Here is a 21,270-nt window from a genome sequence, read left to right on the forward strand (position 1 = left end):
GAGTCCACCGCCCCGGGCGGACTGCGGCCGGAGGTGTTCCGGCCGCACGACCCCGGGGATGCACGACGGTCCTGGGATCGGCCGGGGAGGCGTCGGGGTTTAGCGGAACCGCGGACCCTCGTTCCCCCGAGGGGTGACGGGCTCAGATCGCGCGGGCCCGGTCCTCGCGCATCGCCCGGAACACGCGGCGGCGCAGCCGGTCCTGCTCCTTCTCCGGCAGGGCGGTGAAGCGCAGGGACAGCGTCCATCGACCACCCCGCACCTGGTACCAGACCACCTCGGCCGGGGTGACCAGCGCGTCGTCCTCGAGCTGCAGCACGACGGCGACCGTGGCGCCCGGCGACGGGGGTGGGCCGTAGGCGTCGACGACGACGCGGATGCCGGTCTCGCTGAGGTCGAGGACGTCACCCTGGAGCTCGACGCCGTCGACGGTCACGGTGAGCGGCAGCACGAGGCGGCCGCGGACGGCCTCCCGGCGCTGGACCGGCTCGGCGGGTGCAGTGACGTCCAGGTGCCAGCGCGGCACGGCGCCGCGCCCCACCGTGGTCACCTCGGCCGTCAGCATCCGGACGTCGAGCGCGTCGTGCCAGACGAGCCGCACCTCCTCGCCGACGCGGACGACCTGCTGTCCGGGGAAGTCACCGACCGACGGGCGGAGGACCACCGTGGCCGCGTCGGCGACCTCGACCCTGGCGCTCACGGACACCCGGTGCTCGGGCAACATCACCTCCACCTCACCGTCCCGGTGCGGATGGTCGACTCCGGGCGTAGTCATGGTGTCCCTCCGTTCACGTGTCGCGACGGGCGGTCACAGAACCCGTGCGGCGGAACGGTAACCCGCCGTCCGTCCCGCCCACGGCGGAGGACCGCTGCACCGGCGTGCCGTCCGACGACGGGCCCGGTCCTCGCCCCGGTGCTGCCTACGCGGATCGGACCGGCCTGACTCCACGCCGCGGTCCGCTCCTCGCTCGCACAGCTCGCTGCGATGCTCCCGCGGCTGTCGTCAGGCCTTGCTCACGGGCCCGACTCCGCGCCGCGGTCCGCTCCTCGCTCGCAGAGCTCGCTGCGATGCTCCCGCGGCTGTCGTCAGGCCGAGTCGCGGACCGGGGCGTCCCCGTGCTCCTGCCGGGCGCAGTGGGCGCAGCAGTAGAAGTGCCCCTCGACGACGACGCCATGGCCGACGACCTTGACGCCGCAGTGCTCGCAGATCGGCGCCATCCGGTGGATCGCGCACTCGAAGCTGTCGAAGGTGTGCCGCGCCCCCTGGGCGACCACCTCGAAGCTCAGCTCGTAGTCATTGCCGCAGACCTCGCAGACCGCCATGACCCCTCCTCGCGGGTGTGGTCCCCTCCCCGTTCCCCGTTCCCCGGCGCGGGCCACGGGACACCGGCGGGCCCGCCCGGCGCCTCGTCGAGGGAGACGACCTCGTGGTGATCAGCGTCCGATGGCCACGAGTTCGGCGCACCCGACGAGCGGGCCGCGGCGGCGGGACCACGGCGGGTCAGCGGCGGCGGGTCAGCGAGCCGCGCAGCCGCGGCCGGAAGCTGCGGCGCACCCGCTGCCACCGGTTGGGCGTCCGCTCGGCGTCGAGCAGCTCGGTGTCGGCCAGGGCCTGCTCCACCGGGTTGAGGTCCGGCGGGGTGAAGGGCACCAGTGAGCGGCCCACCGGACGGCGCAGGCTCTCCACCGCCCGCAGCAGCGACCCGCCGCAGGCCACCAGCGCCTCGGCGACCGCGGACGGTGGCACGCCGAGGTGCTCGCCCAGCAGCCGGTCGCGAAGGCCGGTGACCGCGGCGCTCTTCTCGGCCGCGCGCGGGTCGCCGGGGCGCACCTCGATGGAGACGTCGCACTCGGTGTCCAGCCCCATCGACCGGTTGTTCAGGTTGGAGGACCCGATCCGCAGGAACCGGTCGTCGACCACCGCGACCTTGGCGTGCACGTAGATCGGCCGCCGCCCCTCGGTCACCGGCACGTAGAGCTGGAACCGGCCGTGGACGTCGGCCTCCCGCACCAGGGCGAGCAGCTTGGCGCGGGCGGTGCCCATCGCCTTCTCCTGCAGCCACCCCTCGGCGCTCTCGGGGTTGACGACGACGACGTCGGGGCCGTCGGGCTCGCGCAGCCGCTGGGCGATGGCCTCGGCGATCCGGCGGTTGGCGAAGTACTGGCTCTCGATGTAGACGCTGCGCCGGGCCCCGGCGATGACGGCCAGCCACAGCAGCTCGATCTCGTGCACCAGGCTGGTGCCGCCGTGCTCGGGCCGGGTGCGGGAAACGGCGACGTCCACGTCGGTGAGCAGCGGCTCGACGCCCGGCGGCCAGCAGGCCTCGACGTCCTCGACCGGCTCCAGCGACCGTCCCGTGCCGCTCTCCCACCGCTCCCGCGCCAGGTCGCCGATCGCCCGGGCGGCCGGGCCGGAGACCAGGCTGGTCACGTCGTGCCACGGGCCGGTGAGCTGGTGCGACGAGGGACGGCGGCGCAGCGGGTGGCGGTCGAGGTGCTCGGAGGTGTCCCAGCGGTCGGCGGTGACGTCGATGCCGCCGGCGAAGGCCAGGCAGTCGTCGACCACCACGATCTTCTGGTGGTGGGCCCCGCCGACCGGGTGGTGCGTGTCGACCGTCATCCGCAGCCGGTCGGGGGTGCGCCGGTCGAGCAGCACGACCGGCACCAGGCCGCGGCCGAGCGCGCCGATGACGCCGTAGTCCCAGACCAGGACGCCGATCTCCAGCTGCGGGTTGGTGCGGACCGCCTCCTCCAGCACCCGCCCCAGCTTGTCCGGCCGTCGTCGCCCGCGGCGGTGCCGTCCGGCACCGCGGGGGTCCATCCGGATCCGCGGGTCGAAGTCCCAGCCGATGAACAGCACCCGGCGCTGCGCCCGCAGCACCGCGCCGCGCAGCGCGGCGAAGTAGTCGGCGGCGTCCACGAAGACCGCGTGCCGCTCGGCCCGTTCGATCCGCCAGCAGGTCTCCCCGGGGACCAGCAGGTCCTCGGTGGCGACCGGCCCGGCGCCTCCGTCGGCCACCCCGGTCAGCCGTTGCGGCGGACGTAGGAGCTGACGAAGTCCCGCAGGCTGCGGGTGGGCCGCAGCCAGGCGCCGTCCGGCGGCAGCGCGTCCAGGCGGACCCGGTCCAGCGGGACGGCGAAGGCGCCGGGCACGTCCTCGATGTCGATGAACTCGAGCAGGTCCGAGCCGATGGCGTAGCCGGCGACCTCGCTGAAGGCGACCACGGTGACCTGGGTGCCGGCGCGGGCCAGCTCCTCCAGCGGCTCGGCGAAGTTGCGGCCGTCGCCGGAGAAGACGACCAGCCGGCGCAGCCGGTGGCTGTGCTGCCGGACCTCGATGTGGTCGAGCATCGCCTGGTCGATGTCGTCGTCGGGCTGCTGCTTGGGACGGGCGAAGACGGCGAAGCCGAAGCTGCGCAGCGCCTCCACCCAGCGCTGCAGCGTGCCCACCACGGGCGGGATGTTGGCGAAGACGCAGGCCTCGACCTCCGGGGCGTCCGGTGCGCCGGGGTCGCCCGCCGCCTCCACGAACCAGGCGGCGATCGCGTCGAAACGGGGGCGGGAGGCCGCGGTGGGCCGGGCGCCGATCACCGTCGAGAGGGTCATGTCGATGTTCGGCGCGTCCCAGATCAGCAGATCCAGCGCCGGGCGTGCCCGCCCGTCGAGCACGTCGGCGCCGGCAGTCCCCGCGGCGGCGTCCAGGTCGGTCACGTGCCCTCCTCGCTGCGCTCGTCGCACACGTGCCCGACGGCGGTGCTGTCTTCGTGCGGGACCTCGCCAGCCCGGTCCCGGTAGGGCAGTCTGCCCGGCCGGGGCCGGAACGGGGGACGGCGCACCTGCGGCGCGTGGCGGACCGGCCGGGGACGCGGCCCGTCGCGGCGTGCGGCGGCGCAGCCTGCGGGCCGGGGCCGGGGCGTTCAGCGACCGCGGCTCTGCAGCGCGAAGGCGCACGAGTCACCACCCGCCGCCCGCACCCGGGATGCCCACCGCATCACGTCGCAGGCCGGCATCGGCTGGGCGAACAGGTAGCCCTGGGCGAGGTCGCAGCCGGCGTCGCGGACCATCTGCAGGTGCTCGGCGGTCTCCACGCCCTCGGCGACCGAGCGGATCCCGAGCGTGCGGGCCAGCGAGACGATCGCGGCCAGCACCGGCCCGGTGCCGCCGGCGGCCAGCCGGGCCGCGGCGGCGAGCAGGGAGCGGTCGATCTTGAGCGTGCCGATCGGCAGCGCCAGCAGCTGGGCGAGCGAGGACCAGCCGGTCCCGAAGTCGTCGATCGCCACCCGCACCCCCACGTTGCGGAGCACGGCGAGCTGGTCCTCGGCGCGGGTGGGGTCCTCGGCGACGCTGGTCTCGGTCAGCTCGAGCACCAGGTTCTCCGGGGCGAGCCCCGAGTCGTGCAGCGCCACCCGCACGTCGCGCACCAGCGTCTCGGCGGAGAAGTGCCGGGCGCTGATGTTGACCGACATCCGCAGCGGCAGCCCCTGCTCGGCCCATTCGGCGGCCTGCCGGGTGGTCTCCCCGAGCAGCCACCGGGTGATCGGGATGAGCTGGCCGGTCTCCTCGGCGACGGAGAGGAAGGCGTCGGGGGTGAGCAGTCCGCGCTCGGGGTGCTGCCAGCGCAGCAGCGCCTCGACGCCCTCGATCTCTCCGGTGTCCACGCGGACCAGCGGCTGGTAGTGGACGACGAACTCGTCGACGGCGCCGTCCCGCAGCCGGTTGGCCACCTCCAGCCGCCACCGCGCCGCCTCGCGCAGCCCCGGCGAGAAGACGTGGACGCGGTCCCGACCGGCGCCCTTCGCGGCGAAGACGGCGGTGTCGGCGTCGCTGAGCAGCTGGTGCGCCCGGTCGGCGCCCGGCGTCGCGGCGGCGACGCCGATGCTGGCCGACAGCGGCACCGAGATGCCCTCGGCCTGGAAGGGCCGGGAGAAGGAGTCCTGCAGCCGGAAGGCCAGGGCCGCGGCCTCGGCGGTGTCGCAGTCCCGGGCGAGGACGAGGAACTGGTCGGCGCCCAGCCGCCCCACGGCGTCCCCCGGCCGGACCTGCTCGACGAGCCGGCTCCCGACCTGCCGCAGCAGCTCGTCCCCGACCTCGTGGCCGAGGGAGTCGTTGACGGTCTTGAACCCGTCGAGGTCGAGGAAGAGCAGCGCCGCCCGGCCCCTGCCGTCCGCCAGCGCCTCGCCGACCAGCTGCAGCAACCGGGCCCGGTTCGGCAGTCCGGTGAGGTCGTCGTGGCTCGCCTGCCAGGCCAGCGCCTCCTGGTCGCGGACCCGTTCGGTGATGTCGGTGTGCGTGACGATCAGCCGGTCCGAGGCGGCCACCCGGGCGGCCTGCAGCCGGTACCAGGTGCCGTCCGGGTCGTGCTGCTGCGGGTAGTCGTGCGTGAAGGTGGTGGCCGCGACGGCGTCCCGCAGGCGGCGCAGGCCGGCGGCGATCGACCCGTGGTGGCCCCTGTCGAGGTAGCGGGCCATCGCCGCCAGGTAGTCCTCACCGACGCCCGTGGCCGCCTGCCCGCTGCGCTCCAGCGCCGCTCCGTTGAGCTGCCACGCCCGATTGACCATCTCGATCCGGCCGGCCACGTCGAGCAGCACCGTCGCCGACGGCAGGGCGTCGAGGACGGCGGTCAGCTGCCGCAGCTCGGCGGACTGCTGCCGCTCTCTGCGCCGCCGCTCGTCGACGTCGCGGAGGAAGGCCGTGAGACCCTCCGCGTCGGCGAAGGCGCGGATCTCGTACCAGCGGCCGTGGGGCTCGGAGAAGTACTCGAACGCGCGGGGGCTGCCGTCGGCGAGCACGGCCCGGTACTGCTGCTCGAGGACCGAGCCGAGCGTCTCGGGGAAGCACTCGAACGCGTGGCGGCCGATGATCTCGTCGGCGCGGCACCCCAGCGCCTGCTCGGCGGCGGCGTTCAGGTAGGTGAACCGCCACCGGCGGTCGATCCGGTAGACGGCGTCGGTGACCGCGGAGAAGGGGTCGGCCGGCGCGACCTGCCCTGCCACAACGTGTCGGTGCACCCTGCCCGCTCTCTCTCCCCCTGCGGCTCACGTCAGGTCCCCGTGGCGGGGACCGCACCCCACCGCCGTCCCCTTCCGGCGGCGCCGGGTGCCCGACGTACGACCGAGGGTAACCACACGGATGCAATTCAGGCAGGGGAGACCCTCGCCCGCTCGACGAGCGCGCGCACCGGCGTCCCGCCCGGCAGGGTGCCGAGCACCGCGCCCCAGTCCCCGGCCAGCCGGGTCGCGCAGAAGGTGTCGGCGACGGACGCGGGGGCGTGCCGCAGCAGCAGCGAGGCCTGCAGGCACAGGGCCAGCAGGCCGGCGATGCGGCGGGCGCGCACGGGGAGCTGCTCGGGGTCGGCGAGCTCGGCGGTCAGCCGGCCGACGGCGGCGTCGAGCCGCGGGTCGGCGCCGCGGGCGAGGTCGATCTCGGCCCGGACGGCGGCCAGGGACGCCGAGGAGCGGCCCATCGCGCGGAGGACGTCGAGCGCGATGACGTTGCCCGAGCCCTCCCAAATGCTGTTCAGCGGCGCCTGGCGGTAGAGCCGGGGCATGCCCGACTCCTCGAGGTAGCCGTTGCCGCCGAGCACCTCGAGCGCCTCGGCGACGGCTGTCGGGGTGCGCTTGCAGACCCAGAACTTCGCCGCCGCGCCCGCCAGCCGGAGCAGGTCGGACTCACCCGCGTCGACGGCGGCGGCCAGCCGGACCGCGAGCGCGGTGGCGGCCTCGCTCTCCACGGCCAGGTCGGCGAGGACGTTCTGCATGAGCGGCTGGTCGGCGAGCAGCGCACCGAAGGCCCGCCGGTGCGTCGCGTGGTGGATGGCCTGGGTGAGGGCGGCGCGGATGGTGGCGGCCGAGCCGAGCACGCAGTCCAGCCGGGTCGTGTTGACCATCTCGATGATCGTCGGGACGCCGCGACCGGGCTCGCCGACCAGCCAGGCCGCCGTCCCCTTGAACTCGACCTCGCTGGAGGCGTTGGCGCGGTCGCCGAGCTTGTCCTTGAGCCGCTGCAGCCGGAAGACGTTGCGGGTGCCGTCGGGCAGCACGCGCGGGACGAGGAAGCAGGTGACGCCCTCGGGCAGCTGGGCGAGGACGAGGAAGAGGTCGCTCATCGGGGCGCTGGTGAACCACTTGTGGCCGGTGAGCGAGTACGTGCCGTCGGCGGCGGGGACGGCGCGGGTGGTGGTGGCGCGGACGTCAGACCCGCCCTGCTTCTCGGTCATGCCCATGCCGGCGACCAGGCCGCGCTTGCCGGTCGGCTCGGTGAGGCCGAACTCGTAGGCGGTCGCGGTGAGGCCGGGCTCGTACCGCTCCGCGAGCTCGGGGCGGCGCGCAGCGCGGGGACGGCGGCGTAGGTCATGGTCACCGGGCAGCCGTGGCCCATCTCGACCTGCGTCCAGCCGAGGTAGCCGACCGCGCGGCGGACGTGCGCGTGCGGCTCGGGGGATCTCCACGGGGTCCCTGCCAGGCCGTGCTCGACCGCGGTGCGCAGGAGGTCGTGCCAGGCGGGGTGGAACTCGACCTCGTCGACCCGGTGGCCGTAGCGGTCGTGGGTCCGCAGGCAGGGCGGGTGCTCGTTCGCCAGCCGGCCCCACTCCTGGGCCTGCTCGCTGCCCGCCAGGGCGCCCAGCGCCTTGAGCGAGTCGAGGGTGGCGACGTCGGCGTGGCGGACGCAGGCCTCGGCGAGGGCTGCGTCGCCGGCGACCGGGTCGTGCCCGACCAGCGGCGGGACCTGGTTGGTGACCTCGTGCGTGGCGCCCATGGCGGCAAGATGACACCGCGGTCCTCCGGACCGCACCGCGTCCAGGTGCCGTCCCCGTGACGCGCTGAGCCCCTCGTCGTTCTGCCCGGGACTCTCCGGGCCCCACTCGATCACGACACCCGGGCGGGGACCGCCTCCTCGCCGGCGTGCGCGACGTGCGCGAGCTGGCGCCAGATGAGGGCGAGGACCAGCGCGGAGCCGACGAACCCGAACCAGAACGGGCCGGTCACGCCCCAGGCCCGGGCGACCAGGCCCCCGGCGAGCTGGCCGAGCAGGATGCCGCCGAAGACGCCCATCGCGTACAGGCTGCCGACGCGCCCCTGCAGGCCGAGCGGGACGGCCCGCATCCGCACCGTCCGGGACGTCGTGCTCCAGACAAAGGCGTGCGCGCCGAAGACCGCCATGACGACCATGGCCACCCAGGCGGTGGTGGTCAGCGCGAGGGCCAGGTGAGTGAGGGTCTCGAGCACCAGGCCGACACGCATGAGGGTGGCCAGGCTGGCGTGCCGCTCGAGCCAGTCGTAGGACGCCGTCCCGGCGATGCCGCCGACCGCGGTGGCCGTGCTGAGCACCCCGAACCCGACGGGACCGAGGTCGAGCCGCTGGTCGGCGTAGAGCACCAGCACCGACCAGGCCGCGCCGTAGGTGACGTTGAAGCTGACGATGGCGAGCGTCAGCGTGCGGACGGCGGGGTTGCCCCAGGTCCAGCGCAGACCCTCCGCGATGTCCTGCCGGACGTGCGAGCGCTCGACCGGACGCGCGCGCGACGGCAGCCGCATGCGAGAGAGGAGCAGTGCACCGAGGGCCACCAGCACGGCCTGGGTGACGAACGGCCAGGCGGTGCCGGCGAGGAAGAGCGCGGCGCCCACCGCCGGCCCCGCCAGCTCGTCCATGGTGAGCGCCCCGGCCGTCAGCCGGGCGTTGCCGATCCCGAGATCGGCGCGCGCGACGACCATCGGCAGCAGCGTGCCGGTACCGGTGTCGACGAAGACCTCGGCCACGCCGAGGACGAACAGCGCGGTCAGGACGACGGTGATGCCTACGTTCCCGGTCAGCAACGCGGCCGCGAGGACGACGAGGACGCCGGCGCGGGCGAGGTCGACGGCGATGACGAGCCGCCGGCGGTCGACCCGGTCGGCGAGGACCCCCGCGTGCAGGCCGAACAGCAGCCACGGCAGCCGCTGCAGCAGCGCGCCGAGGGCGACGAGGAGCGGGTCCTGGGTCTGGCTCGCGACCAGCAGGGGCCCGGCGGCGAGGGCGATGCCGTCGCCGAGGTTGCCCACCCACGAGGACCCGACCAGCCAGCGGAACGGCGTGCCCATCCGGGCGGGCAGCGCGACCTCGACCAGCCCCCGCACGGGTACGGACTGTAGGCATGGCGCCCCATCGCGTCCGCCCTATTTCCAGTCCGGCCAACTCTCGCATTTACGCGCCCACCCCCATCCGCGTGCACGGCAGCCGCGCGTTCCACGTGGAACGCGCCGCGGCGGAGTCGTCGGTCGGGTCAGGCGGCTGTGGTGAGGGGTGCCCCTGTCCGCTGCGGTCCGGTCAGGATCTCGGTGCCGTCCGGTCGCCAGGTGCGCCACCGGCCATCCGGTTGTCGCTCGACCCGGAAGCCGTGGTGGACCTTGGTGTGGTGCCGTTCGCACAGCAGCGCGGAGTTCTCCAGGTTCGTCTCGCCGCCGTTGATCCACTCCAGCAGGTGGTGGACGTCGCACCAGAACGTCGGGGCCCCACAACCGGCGAACACGCACCCAGCGTCGCGGACCTCGGCGGCGCGGCGGACGTGGGGTGGGACCAGGCGCAGGGTGCGGCCGTAGTCGAGCGGCATCCCGTCCGGGCCCATGACGATCCGGGTGACAGCCCCGTCGCAGGCCAGCCAGCGGGCACGAGCCGCGGAGATGGTCGCGCCGAACCCGGTCCCGGCCGCCCCCGGCCCGGTGGCCGGGTCAGCCAGGTCCTCGACGGCGATCTTCACGATGACCTGCGGCTTGTGGCCGCGCAGGATCGGCAGGGTGCCGGCGGCCAGCTGGTTGTCGCACAGCTGCACCAGCGCATCGGCCGACTGCTGGGTGCGGGTGCGCTCGTCCCCGGCGCACCGGCCGACCTGCACCACCGACTCCAGCGCCGTCTGCAGCTTCTCCCCACCCACGGCGTCCAGATCGAACCGGCCGGTGATGCTGCCGTCGGCGTGCTTGATGATGGCCAGCCGCCGCCCTTCGGTGGGATCGGGCTCCGGACCGTCTGGATCGAGCATCGCCAGATAACGGTCCACCGCCTGCCCGAGCACCCGGTGCGGCTGCGGGACGGCGATCGCCGTCAGTGCCGCGTCGACCTCGGCCAGGTCCACGCCCTGCTCCGCGGCGGCGACCCGGTGCGCGTCACGCGCGATCGGGGCGATCGCGGCGACCTGATCGGCGGTCACGTCCCCGGCCGCGAACGCGGCCGCCAGTACCGGCAGGTGCGCCAGCGCACGTCCGGACCGGACCAGCTCCGCCGCCGCCGCGGCCGAGAGCCGGGAGTGGTTCCGCAGCCACGACGGCATCGTCTTCAGCCCGTCGTGCTCGCATGCCTGCCGCGCATCCGCGACACGGATCGTGCGGGTCAGCTCGGCGTCGATCCGATTCCGCTCGCGGACCAGCTCAGCGGTGCGGTCGAGCAGTGCACGGTCCCCCAGAGCGTGCAGGTCGTCGTCCGCCAGCACCAGCAACCTGGCCACGACACCTCCCACCGGATCGATCAGGTGTTCGAAGTGTAGCCGATCCGCAAGCTCCCGACCACGTGAATCCGCAGCTCAGATGCCTGTCCACGGATGTGGCGCGCTCCTTGACAGCAGCTCTGCGGCATCCATCCCCAGCTATCGTCCGGGCGTGCACCTGGCGACCGAGCGTCTGCTCATGCCGCCGCTCGGCGTTGAGCACACCGAGGCACTGGCCGGGGTGTACGCCGACCCCAGATGTCGCCCGCCACATCGGTGGAGCCGCGCTCGACGCCGAGGGCACCGCAGCCCAGGTGGCCCGCTTCCAGACCGTCTGGCGCGAGCACGGCTTCGGCTAGAGCGCGCTGGTCGACAGGGCCTCCGGAGCCTTCCTCGGCCGGGCCGGGCTGCACCCCTGGCCGCAGTGGGCGAGGTCGAGCTCGGATACGTCATCGCCCGGCACGCGCAGGGCCGCGGCCTCGCCACCGAGGCCGCACGGGCCTGGCTCGACGTCGCGTTGGACGAGCTCGGCCTGCGCCGACTCACCGCCGTCGTTCACCCCGACAACGCACCGAGCCAGGCGCTGGCCACCCGGCTCGGCTTCCGCATGCACCGCGAGGACGTGACGCCGTCCGGCGTCCGGGTCCTGGTCTACGAGCGGCTCGCGGGGTGACCGGTCAGTCCTCCTCGAGCAGTCGCCGCAGGGCTGCCGCGGCGAGTGCGTCACCACTGGCGGCGCCGAGCCGCAGGTGGAACTCGGCGCGGTCCAGGTCACCGCGGTCCAGGAGCAGCACGGCCAGGTTGTGGTGGCTGTGGCCGTCCCCCGCGGCGATGCCGCTGCGGTAGGCGGCCTCCGCAGCGTCCGGGTCCCCCAACTCGTTTGCGTACAGGTTCCCGAGCGGGAGCCAGCTCGCCACCTCGCCCCGCGCAGCGCCCGTCTCGAGCACCTCCCGGGCCTCCTGCACCCGGCCGGTGGTGCGCAGCAGGTCGGCGAGGCCGGCACGCGCGGAGCCGTAGTGGTCGGCGCCCTCGCGCAGCGCCCCTCCAGGGACGACGGGTCGAGGGTCCGGTCCCAGCGCCAGCAGGCGACCAGCCCGACGGCCCTCAGGTATTCGGCCTCGGCGGCGCGGACGGCGACGCGCTCGGCCTCCTGCAGATCCCCGAGCTCACGGAGCAGGAAGGCGAGCTGGAGGGCTCCCTCGAGGTCCCCGCCGGCCTCCGCGGCACGGAACGCGTGCAGCGCACCTGCCAGGTCGCCGAGCCCCGGAGCGCGGTGCCGATCGGGGCCTGCGCGCCGTCGTCCCCGTTGGCCAGGGCCGTCTTCAGTACCGGCAGCGCCTCTGCCCAGCGTTCGAGGTCCAGCAACACCAGGCCCAGGCTCAGCCGGGCGTCCTCCTCCCCGCCCTCGACCGCGGTCGCGAACGCGTCGAGCGCCTCGTCGAGGAGGCCGAGCTCTCTCAGCACGTTGCCGAGGCCGAAGGACGCCACGGCCGAGCCCTGCGCGGCCGCCTCCTCGAAGCAGCGCCGAGCACCGGAGAGACGACCGGCCTCGGCGAGGTCGTAGCCCAGGTGGTACAGCTCGTCGGCGTCCCCGCTCCCGAGGGAGCGGGCCAGCCGCGCGTCCAGACCATCCACGAGGACACGATGACGTGCCGGGGCCGCGCCGACCGACGGGTCCGCCGGCTCGTCGTCCCTATGGGGTCAGCGCAGCGGGCGGACCAGCCTGCTGATCGCCAGCTGGGCCGGCGGGGCGTAGCCGACCACCAGTGGCGCCGGACCGAAGACCCGCAGTCCCGTGGTGCTGCCGCCGTCCGGCCCGTCGGTGACCCAGTGCAGGAGGTGCAGCCGCACCGGCCCGAGCGACACCGTCCAGGACCACCGCCGGGCCGCCTCGTCCAGCGTGTCGACGACGAACGGCAGCGTCACCCCCAGCGGCGCGCGCACCCGTCCCCGCACGCCGGCCGCCAACCGTGCCACCGGCAGCTCCACGCCGGTGATCTGCGGCGCCCAGTCCGGCCACCGCGCCGGGACGGCGTAGCGCTCCCACACCTCGTCCGGTCCGAGGGGCCCCGTCGCGTGCAGCGTCAGCGTGGTCACGCCGGCGGCCCGCCGAGCAGCAGCTGGCGCAGCAGCTGCATCGCCAGGCTCACCGACCGCTGCCGCACGGCCGACCGGGAGCCGGGCAGCACGACCGAGCGCGACAGACCCTCGGAGGACGGCCCCACCGCGCAGAGGTGCACCGTGCCGACCGGCTTCTCGGCGGAGCCCCCACCCGGTCCGGCGATCCCCGTGATGCCGACGCCGACGTCCGCGCCGAACCGCGCCCGCGCCCCCTCGGCCAGCGCCGCGGCGACCTGCGGGCTCACCGCGCCGTACGAGGCCAGCAGGTCCGGGGGGACGCCGACCAGCGCCTCCTTCGCCGAGTTGGCGTAGGACGCCACCCCGCCGAGCACCCACGCCGAGGACCCGGCCCGCTCGGTCAGCCGCGCCACCAGCAGTCCGCTGGTGCACGACTCGGCCGTCGCGACGGTCAGCCCGCGGTCCGCGAGCGCCGAGGCCACCAGGTCGTCGACCGTCGGCCCGGTCGAGAACAGCTGCGGCCCGTGCGCCTCGCGCACCACCGCGACCAGCCGGTCGTACTCGGGCTGCACCTCCGTGCCGTAGCGGGTGACGATCTCCAGCTCGCCGTCCCGCAGGCAGGTGGTGACCTCCAGGCCGGGGAACTCGTGCTCGCGCAGCGTCGCGGCCAGCTGCGACTCGAGCGTCCCCCACAGCCGCAGCGTCTCCTGGCGCAGCTCGCTGCGGTCGGCCAGCGCACGCTGCACCGCCTCAGCGGCCAGCGCGGCCGGCCACATCCCCTGCAGCTCCGACGGCGGCCCCGGCAGGACGACGACCACGGGTCCGTCCCGCCCGTCGGCCGGGGGGACGACGAGGCCCGGCGCCGTCCCGACCGGGGGCAGCACCGCCGCCCCCTCGGGCACGAGCGCCTGCTTGCGGACGCCGGCCGCCGTCGCCTCCGGGTCGGCCCGCCAGCCGCGACCGTCCATCAGCCCCTCGACGATGCCGGCGATCTGCCGCTCCAGCCCGGGGTCGACCGACGACGGCCGGCCCTGGACCTCGCCGACGATCTGCGCGGTCAGGTCGTCGGCGGTCGGGCCGAGCCCGCCGGTGGTGAAGACGACGTCCCGGCCGGCGAGGAAGCGCAGCGCGGCGCGCAGGTCCTCGGGCCGGTCGCCGACGACGACCACCGAGCCGACGTCCACCCCCAGCTGTCGCAGCTGCTCGGCGACCCACGGGCCGTTGCGGTCGCCCACCCGGCCGGTGAGGACCTCGGTCCCGGTGACGACGATCCCTGCGCTCACGGCCACCCGGCCGACCCTAGTGAGACCTCGGCCCGCCCGCGTTTCCTGCCGGGCGCCCGGCCGCCGCGCCACTAGCGTGCGGACGGACCGGTCCGGCGCGCGCCCGCGTCCCGAGCGAGGAGGAACCGTGACCCACCCGAGTCCCAGCCCCGAGCCACCCGCGCCGCGCGACCCGGGCATTCAGCAGATCGCCTTCGCCTCCTCCGGGGCGACCGCCGCAGGCACGCACCAGTTCCCGCGGGTGGACGGCGAGCCGCTGTCCGGCGGGGTCCAGCCGACCGGCCCCGTCGGCTCGCTGCCCGGACCGCCCGGCGCGGGGACGCCGTCCCCGGCCGCCGACGCTCCCGGCTCCCCGCTCGCCCCGCCCCTGGCCGCCGGAGGGCGCCCCCGCCGGACCCGGACGCCGCGCCCGCCCCGCGTTCCCCGCACCCCCGGCACCGCCCGCTCGCCGCGGAGGCGTGCCGTGCGCGCCGGCGCCGGCCTGACCGCGCTCTCCCTGCTGCTGCTCCAACTGGGCCTCGGCCTGGGCTTCGGCGAGGTGCCGCTGTGGTCGACCGTCACGCTGTGGTCGGTCTTCGCGACCCTCGCCGTCCTCGTCGGGGCGCTGCCGTTCACCGGCCGCGTCGTCCCTGCCGCCCGGCAGCACCCCGACGCCGTCTGGAAGGTCGCGGCCGCCGGGCTGACCGGCCTGGCCGTGTTCTGGGTGCTCGTCGTGCTGCCGAGCGTCGACAGCGACCGCGGCTTCGTGCTCACCGCCGCGCTCGCCGCCCTCGGCGCAGCGCTCTGGATCTCCCCCGGCCGCAGCCGGGGCTGACGCGGCGGCCGGCCGCCGCGGGACCGCGAGCGGGCGCCGCGGGACGGCGCCGGGCCACCACCGGACGCGGCCGGGCCGCCGGTGGGGTCAGCCCCGCCCGTTCCCCCTGCCGGAGTTGTCCGGCTTCGCCCGGTCCCTGCCCCGCTCCTCGTCGTCGCTCCGGCCCGGCCCCTCGTCGGACTCGTCGTCGTCCTCGACGAGGACCGGGGCGGGCTCGGGGACCACCGGTGCCGGCGGGGCCACCGCGACCGTCAGCGTGACCAGGTCGCCCGGCTCCAGCGCCCCCACCGGTCGCAGCTCGACGACCGAGCCCGCGGGGGCGTCGGCGCGCACCACGGACTCCCGCTGCACCCGCAGGCCGAGCGCCGCCAGCTCCGCCTCGACCTCGTCGGCCGGCCGGCCGACGTGGTCGGCCGCGGTGACCAGCAGCGACGCGACCGGTGCGACCGGCGCCTTGGTCGGCGCCTCGGCCTGCGCGACGGGCACCGGCGTCCCGGCGTCCCCGCCGCCGACCAGCTCCAGCGCCCCCACCCCGAGCCCCACGCCGAGCAGCAGCGCGGCCACCGGGACCAGCAGCCGTCGGCGGCGGGGGTCCGCGCCCGGCAGCGCGGCGATGGCCGGCGGCAGCGGCGCCAGCGGCCGGCCGGCGCGCACGGCGTCGGCAGCGGCCCGGAAGGCGGCGCCGTCCGGGAAGCGCCGGGTCGGGTCCTTGACCATGGCGCGGGCGACGAGGGTGCGCATCGCCTCGGGGACGTCATCGGGCAGCGGCTCGGGCTCGTCGCGGATCTGCGCCAGCGCGATCTGCACCGGGCTCTCGCCGTCGAAGGCGCGCCGGCCGGCCAGGCACTCGTAGGTGATCGCGCCCAGCGCGTAGACGTCGCTGGCCGGGCCGGCCTTGCCGCCGTCGGCCTGCTCCGGTGACAGGTAGTGCGCGGTGCCGACCACCTGGCCGGTGCGGGTGAGCGGCACGCTCGACGCCGACCAGGCGATCCCGAAGTCGGTGATCTTGACGACGCCGTCCCAGCCGACCAGCACGTTGCCCGGCTTGACGTCGCGGTGCACCACCCCGGCGGCGTGGGCCACGGCCAGCGCCGCGGCGGTCTGCCGGACGATGTCCAGCGTCCGGTTCGGGTCCAGCCGGCCGCAGCGGGTCAGCAGCGCCGACAGCGGTTCCCCCTCCACCAGCTCCATCACCAGGTAGGCGAGGCACTCCCCGTCGGCCGCCACGACCTCGCCGTAGTCGTGGAGGGCGGCGATGTTCGGGTGCACCAGTCGCGCGGTGTGCTGCGCCTCGGCGCGGAACCGGGCGAGGAACGTGGGATCGCCGGTGTACTCGCTGCGCAGCACCTTGACCGCGACGAAGCGGTCCAGCAGGGCGTCGGAGGCCCGCCAGACCTGGCCCATGCCGCCGGTCGCGAGCAGCGAGTGCAGCGCGTAGCGGCCGCCGAGCGTGCGCACCCCCGGCTCAGCCACCCGTGCCTCCCGCGCGTCACCGCCGGCGGCCATCCCCCGGCGGGCCCCCAGCGTGCCACCCGGGGCCCGCGTAGACCCCCGGGAGCGGAACGGTCACCCGTCCGGGGTCGGTCAGCCGTCGCTGCGGTCGCGGCCGCGGTCGCCGTCCCCGTCACCCTCGCCGTCCCACGACGGCGAGGAGGAGGACGTCGACCCGCTGGGCGTCGTCGGCACCGAGGCCCCGGACCGACTCGGCGCGCTGGTCGTCGGCTCGGGCTCCACGGTCGTCTCGGGGGCGCCCGACGTCGACGTCGGGGCCGGCGGGGTGCTGGCCGGCAGCTCCTCCTCCACCGTCGCGGTCGGCGGAGCCGCCTCGGTGGGCTCGGGCTTCGGCTCGGGCTGCCGTGGGGGCTGCTCCGCGTCGTCGCCGGTGTCCTCGGACACCCGGGTGGCCGGCGCGGAGTCGCGCTGCCGTGGTGCCGGCTCGGGTGCCACGGCGTACAGGACCCGCACCGTGTCGCCGGGCCGCAGCTGCGCGCCGGCCGGTTCGACGGCGGTCACGACGCCCGGCGCGACGTCCCCGGTGACCTCATCGACCCGGTGCACCAGCAGACCCAGTGCGGACAGCGCGAGCGCCACCTCGTCGACCTGCCGCCCGACGTAGTCCTCGGCGGCCAGCTCGATCCGGGCGTCCTCGGTCTGCGCGGCGACGACGGTCGGGCCGGGCTGCTCGTCGCCGGAGACGGCCACGAAGACCCCGGCGGCCGCGGCGGCGCCCAGCAGCAGCGTCACCACCGGCACCAGGATGACGGCCACGCCGCGGCGGCGGGGTCGTGGCGGACCGGCGGTCCGGGCACTGGAGGCGGTGCCCGCGACGGCCCCCGCGGGCGGCCCCGCGAGGACGTCGACACTGCGGGTGGGCGCGGGCTCGGCCACGGGGCGGCCGGCGCGGACGTCCTCGACCGCGGCGACGAAGGCCGCGCCGTCGGGCATGCGGGCCGCCGGGTCCTTGGCCAGCGAGCGGCGGATCAGCGAGCGGACGTCGCCGGGCAGGTCGTCGGGCAGCGGCTCGGGGTCGTCGCGCACCTGCTTGAGTGCGATCGTGACGGCGTTGTCCCCGTCGAAGGCCGGGCGGCCGGTCAGGCACTCGTAGCCGACGAGGCCCAGGGCGTAGACGTCGCTGGCCGGGGTGGCGTGGTGGCCCTCGGCGACCTCCGGGGCCAGGTACTGCGGGGTGCCGATCACCTGGCCGGTGCGGGTGAGCGGCACGCTGCCGGCCGACCAGGCGATGCCGAAGTCGGTGATCTTCACGCTGCCGTCGTCGCGGACCAGGATGTTGCCGGGCTTGACGTCGCGGTGCACCAGCCCGATCCGGTGGGCCTCGGCCAGCGCGGAGGCGGTCTGCTCCAGCAGCGACAGCGTCACGGCGGCCGACAGCCGGCGCTCGCGCTGCAGCACCGCCGACAGCGGCTCGCCCTCCACCAGCTCCATCACCAGGTAGGCCAGCGTCTCGCCGCTGCCGTCGGTGGCCTCGGTCTCGCCGTAGTCGAAGACGGCCGCGATGTTGGGGTGGGAGAGCCCGGCGGCGTGCTGCGCCTCGGCGCGGAAGCGGGCGCGGAAGGTCGGGTCGCCGGTGTACTCGCTGCGCAGGACCTTCACCGCCACGGGACGGCCGAGGAGGACGTCGGTGCCGCGCCAGACCTGCCCCATGCCGCCGGCGGCGATCAGCTCGGCGAGCTCGTACCGCTCACCCAGGTTGCGCCGACCCGGCTCCACCACCGTGGTTCTCTCCTCGCCTGTGACTCAGCGTCGTCCGCGGCCCGGGAGCGCCGGTGCTCCTGGGTCTGGATGTCCCGCGCCCCTGTCGGCTACACGTCGGCGCAGGACGCCGGGCGTGTCGCCCACCGGGGGGACGGCGCCGCGCGCTCCGGCCCGCGCCGCGTCCGCCCGCCGCCCATCCTCCCAGGTCCGGGGTCTGCCGCGCCCGGACTGTTCCGTCACGATCCGGCCACGGTCGGGTGGCCGTGAGGCGTCTGCGGTGAACAGCGGGCGGCCACCAGTCGTCGCCGCGGACACCGGGCGAGATCGCCGATCTCATACGCTCCCGGTCCCAGAGCCGCGCGAGATCGCCGATCTCGCCGTGCGTGGGGACCGACGACGAGGAGGGGCGACGATGCCCGAGACCGTGACCCGCGAGGACGCCGGCGGGGTCGCCACGATCACGATGCTGCGGCCGGGGCTGACCCACCAGTCGCGGCGCGAGCTGCTCGACGTCGTCCGCGAGGTGGCGGCCGACGACTCCGTGCGGGCCGTGCTGCTCACCGGCACCGGCCGGGCCTTCTGCGTCGGGCAGGACCTCGGCCAGCACGTGGAGGCGCTGCGCGGGGACGCCGCCACGTCGCTGTCGGTCGTCGAGGACGAGTACAACCCGCTGGTCCTGGCGCTGGCCGCGCTGCGGGTGCCGGTGGTCGTGGCGGTCAACGGGGCGGCGGCCGGCGCCGGGCTCGGCATCGCCCTCGCCGGCGACCTGCGGGTGGCTGCCGCGGGCGCCAAGTTCACCACCGCGTTCGCCGGCATCGGGCTGTCCAGCGACTCGGGCCTGGCCGCCCGCCTGGTGCACTGTGTCGGCGGTTCTCGAGCGGCCGAGCTGCTGCTGCTGCCCGAGCCGTTCCCGGCGGAGCGGGCCGCCGAGTGGGGCCTGGTGCACCGGGTCGTGCCCGCCGAGCAGGTGCCGGCCGAGGCGCTGGCGCTCGCCGCGCGGCTGGCCGCGGGCCCGACCGCCGCGTACCGGGCGATCAAGACCGTGCTCGCCACGGCGGCCACCGACCGCCTCGAGGAGACCCTGGCGCTCGAGGCGCGGCTGCAGACCGACCTGGGACGCACCGCCGACCACCGCGAGGCGGTCGAGGCCTTCCTGGAGAAGCGCGCCCCGCAGTTCACTGGTGACTGAACGCATCCCCGGCACTGCTGCCGGTACTGACACGAGGACATCCGCGCAGCTGGGCCGGGAGTGCTCCCGAGCACGGCACCGCGCGGTGACAGGCTGCCACGGTCCGGCGGTCAGGCCACGGGGGGAGCGGCACGTGACGGGGTCCACCAGGTCCGACCAGGCGCCGACGACGGCACAGCGCCCCCTCCCACGGCGGGTCGTGCTCACCGGCAACGTCGCCGCCCCGCCGCCGCCCGCGCGGCCGGCGGTGACCAGCGACCTCGCGCCGCCACTGCCCCGCACCCTGCCGCCGCTGCCCGCGACCGTGCGGGCGGCCACGGCGCTGTGGTGGGCCGCCTGCCTGGCGGCCGTCACCGGCATCTCCGCGGCGCTGCTGGACCTCGGTGCCCTCCGGGACCGGCTGGCCGTGCTCGCGACCGCCGAGGACCCCGCCGCCCCCGCCGACCTGGTCGCCGACGGCGTGCGGGCGACCATCGCGCTGGTCCTCGGCGGGACCGGCGCGCTGATCCTCGTCTCCCTGGTGTGGACGGCGCTGGTGCTGCGCGGCCGCCGGTGGGCGCGGTGGGCGCTGCTGCTCACCGCGGTGCCCACCCTGCTGGCCCTCGACGTGGCGCAGACCGTCGTCGCCGGTGGCGCCGACCTCGACCGGTGGGCGCTGGTTGCCGCCGCCGGGCTGGTCGTCCTGGCCGTCGTCCCGCTGCTGACCCGCTCAGCCCACGCCGCGTCCCGCCGCTGACCCGTCGAGCCCGGCGAGCAGCGCCTCGCAGGCCCGGACGACGACCTCGGCGGCGTCCGCGGTCGCCCGGCCCGCCAGCGGGTCGCCGGCGGCGGTCCGCCAGCGGGCCAGGGCCCCGAGCGCCGCCTCGCGCAGCTCGTCGTCCGGCGTCCCCTCCGGCAGCCCCAGCCGTGCGGTGGGGCCGGTGCCCTCGGCGCCGAGCAGCCGCTCCCCCTCGGCCCGCAGCGGCGCCTGCAGGGGGCCGTCGGCAGCCCGGGAGCGGGCCAGCAGGTCCAGCTCGGCCAGGTCCGGGGTGGCCAGGCGGAGCCGCTCCAGCCCGGCCCGCAGCCCGTCGTCCCCCGCCACCGGGTGCTCGGCCAGCACCGCCTCGAGCTGCCGCAGCGCCGTCCCGGCCCGCAGCTGCGTGCCCCGCTCGGTGAAGTGCACGCGGAGCAGCCGCCGGAGCTCGGCCAGCCCGCTGCGCTGCAGCAGCTCCTCGGCCAGCGCGGTGGCGTCCGGGACGCCGGCCCGGACCAGCGCGATCGACAGCCGGATGCCGAACAGGCCCAGCCGGTCGAGCAGCGCCGCCCGCACCTCCGCCGCGAGCGGCACCGGCGCCTCCGGCCGGGTGAAGCGGTCGGCGGTCAGCAGCATCCGCGACACCTGCGACTGGTCGGCGTCGGCGAGCGCGCGCAGCGCGACGAAGTCGCCGTGCCGCAGCGTCCGGCCGGCCAGCGCCAGCAGCCCGGCCACCGGCACCACCGCCGAGCTGACCGCCGCGACCCGCGGGTCGGCCGACATCCGCCGCGCCACGGCCTCGGCGGCCAGCAGCGCGTCCAGCCGCCCGGCCCCCACCTCGTCGGCGCGGGACAGCACGGTGATCGTCGTCGTGAGCGCGCCCTCCCCGGCCGTGCCGGCCTGGAAGGCGGCGAGGACGGCGACGTCCTCGGGCTGCGGCTGGCGGGTGAGGAACACGACGGCGTCGGCCCCGGCCGGGCCGTCGTCGGCGCCCAGGAAGCCGTGGGTGCGCGCGCTGGTGCCGGTCGACAGCGACGCGATCCCCGGGGTGTCGACGACGGTCGCCGGCAGCAGGTCGTCGGTCGGCCAGTCGACGACCAACTGCGCGACCTCCTCCGGCGGGGTGCCGCCGAGCTCCAGCCGCAGGCCGCCGTCCGCGCGGCGCACCGGCAGGGTCCGCCGTCCGCCGTCGGTGCCGTGCAGCTCGACCCGCGGGGTCGCGCCGTGCCGGTAGACGGTGACCACACGGGTGCACTCGCCGGCGTCGGTGGGCGCCACCCGGGCGCCGACCAGCGCGTTGAGCAGCGTCGACTTGCCCGACTTCACCCGGCCGACCAGCGCCAGGCGCAGCGGCTCGTCCAGCCGGCGCCGTTGCGCCTCGAGCCGGGCGGCGGCAGCGGGGACGTCGGCGTAGTGCGCCAGCGCGTGGTCGAGCAGGGCGCGGACCTCGTCCAGGGCCGCCGCTCCCGTGTCCCCGCGCGACCCCACCCCCTCGGTCACGGAGCC

At 76.1% G+C, this 21,270-nt stretch carries 20 protein-coding genes and 1 pseudogene; 4 read left to right on the forward strand and 17 right to left on the reverse strand.

The genetic code is table 11. The features are described 5' to 3' along the window. Nucleotides 1-142: 142 nt before the first annotated feature. From BLW63_RS15745 to BLW63_RS15780, 9 genes are all read right to left on the reverse strand, one after another. Entirely contained in the window at nt 143-775 is a 633-nt protein-coding gene (locus BLW63_RS15745) for a flagellar brake protein (protein ID WP_091158244.1), read from the reverse strand. A gap of 311 nt (nt 776-1,086) precedes the next feature. Further along, nucleotides 1,087-1,323: a hypothetical protein gene (locus tag BLW63_RS15750; RefSeq protein ID WP_091158246.1), complete on the reverse strand. Its 237-nt coding sequence runs from the start codon at nt 1,321-1,323 to the stop codon at nt 1,087-1,089. Between the two features lie 178 nt (nt 1,324-1,501). Beyond that, a complete protein-coding gene (locus tag BLW63_RS15755) occupies nt 1,502-3,019 on the reverse strand; it encodes a phospholipase D-like domain-containing protein (RefSeq protein WP_091158248.1) in 1,518 nt (505 codons plus the stop codon). A gap of 5 nt (nt 3,020-3,024) precedes the next feature. Beyond that, nucleotides 3,025-3,711 carry an NYN domain-containing protein gene (locus tag BLW63_RS15760; RefSeq protein ID WP_244522605.1) on the reverse strand — a complete coding sequence of 229 codons (687 nt, stop codon included), beginning with the start codon at nt 3,709-3,711 and terminating at the stop codon, nt 3,025-3,027. Nucleotides 3,712-3,917: 206 nt separating this feature from the next. Continuing rightward, complete coding sequence (locus BLW63_RS15765; protein ID WP_244522606.1) at nt 3,918-5,993, reverse strand: putative bifunctional diguanylate cyclase/phosphodiesterase; 2,076 nt, start codon at nt 5,991-5,993, stop codon at nt 3,918-3,920. A 143-nt stretch (nt 5,994-6,136) separates the two neighbouring features. Continuing rightward, complete coding sequence (locus BLW63_RS15770; RefSeq protein WP_244522607.1) at nt 6,137-7,216, reverse strand: acyl-CoA dehydrogenase family protein; 1,080 nt, start codon at nt 7,214-7,216, stop codon at nt 6,137-6,139. Then, complete coding sequence (locus BLW63_RS28010; RefSeq protein ID WP_244522608.1) at nt 7,213-7,755, reverse strand: hypothetical protein; 543 nt, start codon at nt 7,753-7,755, stop codon at nt 7,213-7,215. Before BLW63_RS28010 ends, BLW63_RS15770 begins: the two co-directional genes overlap by 4 nt. 110 nt (nt 7,756-7,865) lie before the next feature. Next, nucleotides 7,866-9,113 (reverse strand): MFS transporter, encoded by a 1,248-nt coding sequence (locus BLW63_RS15775; protein ID WP_211517132.1) that lies wholly within the window; start codon nt 9,111-9,113, stop codon nt 7,866-7,868. Between the two features lie 146 nt (nt 9,114-9,259). After that, nucleotides 9,260-10,486, reverse strand: a complete 1,227-nt coding sequence (locus BLW63_RS15780) for an HNH endonuclease signature motif containing protein (RefSeq protein WP_091158254.1) — start codon at nt 10,484-10,486, stop codon at nt 9,260-9,262. A 166-nt stretch (nt 10,487-10,652) separates the two neighbouring features. On the opposite strand from BLW63_RS15780, the gene BLW63_RS15785 reads away from it, so the two are divergent. Next, a complete protein-coding gene (locus BLW63_RS15785; protein WP_244522622.1) occupies nt 10,653-11,126 on the forward strand; it encodes a GNAT family N-acetyltransferase in 474 nt (157 codons plus the stop codon). Nucleotides 11,127-11,130: 4 nt separating this feature from the next. Here BLW63_RS15785 and BLW63_RS28015 read toward each other — a convergent pair whose 3' ends face one another. The 5 genes and pseudogenes from BLW63_RS28015 to BLW63_RS15800 form a co-directional block, all read right to left on the reverse strand. Then, the gene (locus tag BLW63_RS28015) at nt 11,131-11,400 is read right to left on the reverse strand and encodes a hypothetical protein (protein ID WP_244522609.1); all 270 of its coding nucleotides are present in this window, start codon (nt 11,398-11,400) and stop codon (nt 11,131-11,133) included. A 24-nt stretch (nt 11,401-11,424) separates the two neighbouring features. Further along, a pseudogene (locus BLW63_RS28775) lies at nt 11,425-11,565 on the reverse strand (hypothetical protein); the annotation flags it as partial. Further along, a complete protein-coding gene (locus BLW63_RS28025; RefSeq protein ID WP_244522610.1) occupies nt 11,558-12,088 on the reverse strand; it encodes a tetratricopeptide repeat protein in 531 nt (176 codons plus the stop codon). The pseudogene BLW63_RS28775 and the gene BLW63_RS28025, both read right to left, overlap by 8 nt. 66 nt (nt 12,089-12,154) lie before the next feature. Continuing rightward, nucleotides 12,155-12,550, reverse strand: a complete 396-nt coding sequence (locus tag BLW63_RS15795; protein ID WP_091158260.1) for an SRPBCC family protein — start codon at nt 12,548-12,550, stop codon at nt 12,155-12,157. After that, nucleotides 12,547-13,821, reverse strand: coding sequence for a competence/damage-inducible protein A (locus tag BLW63_RS15800; RefSeq protein WP_091158263.1), 1,275 nt, complete (start codon nt 13,819-13,821; stop codon nt 12,547-12,549). The genes BLW63_RS15795 and BLW63_RS15800 overlap by 4 nt, the downstream gene beginning before the upstream one ends. 121 nt (nt 13,822-13,942) lie before the next feature. On the opposite strand from BLW63_RS15800, the gene BLW63_RS15805 reads away from it, so the two are divergent. Continuing rightward, on the forward strand, nt 13,943-14,629 hold the full coding sequence (locus tag BLW63_RS15805; protein WP_091158266.1) for a hypothetical protein: 687 nt from the start codon (nt 13,943-13,945) through the stop codon (nt 14,627-14,629). 87 nt (nt 14,630-14,716) lie between these two features. Here the strand turns inward: BLW63_RS15805 and BLW63_RS15810 are convergent, their stop codons facing one another. Both BLW63_RS15810 and BLW63_RS15815 read right to left on the reverse strand, forming a co-directional pair. Continuing rightward, the gene (locus tag BLW63_RS15810; protein ID WP_244522611.1) at nt 14,717-16,102 is read right to left on the reverse strand and encodes a Stk1 family PASTA domain-containing Ser/Thr kinase; all 1,386 of its coding nucleotides are present in this window, start codon (nt 16,100-16,102) and stop codon (nt 14,717-14,719) included. A gap of 111 nt (nt 16,103-16,213) precedes the next feature. Continuing rightward, nucleotides 16,214-17,860, reverse strand: a complete 1,647-nt coding sequence (locus BLW63_RS15815) for a serine/threonine-protein kinase (RefSeq protein ID WP_091158271.1) — start codon at nt 17,858-17,860, stop codon at nt 16,214-16,216. Between the two features lie 394 nt (nt 17,861-18,254). Here BLW63_RS15815 and BLW63_RS15820 point away from each other — a divergent pair, with 394 nt between their 5' ends. Further along, complete coding sequence (locus tag BLW63_RS15820; RefSeq protein ID WP_091158274.1) at nt 18,255-19,031, forward strand: enoyl-CoA hydratase-related protein; 777 nt, start codon at nt 18,255-18,257, stop codon at nt 19,029-19,031. Nucleotides 19,032-19,164: 133 nt separating this feature from the next. After that, nucleotides 19,165-19,767, forward strand: coding sequence for a hypothetical protein (locus tag BLW63_RS15825; protein ID WP_139263576.1), 603 nt, complete (start codon nt 19,165-19,167; stop codon nt 19,765-19,767). Here BLW63_RS15825 and BLW63_RS15830 read toward each other — a convergent pair. Continuing rightward, a complete protein-coding gene (locus BLW63_RS15830) occupies nt 19,741-21,264 on the reverse strand; it encodes a dynamin family protein (protein WP_244522612.1) in 1,524 nt (507 codons plus the stop codon). The two genes, BLW63_RS15825 and BLW63_RS15830, sit on opposite strands and share 27 nt — an antisense overlap. Nucleotides 21,265-21,270: the final 6 nt, after the last annotated feature.

The sequence above is a fragment of the Geodermatophilus africanus genome (genome assembly GCF_900107105.1).
Lineage (GTDB): Bacteria > Actinomycetota > Actinomycetes > Mycobacteriales > Geodermatophilaceae > Geodermatophilus > Geodermatophilus africanus.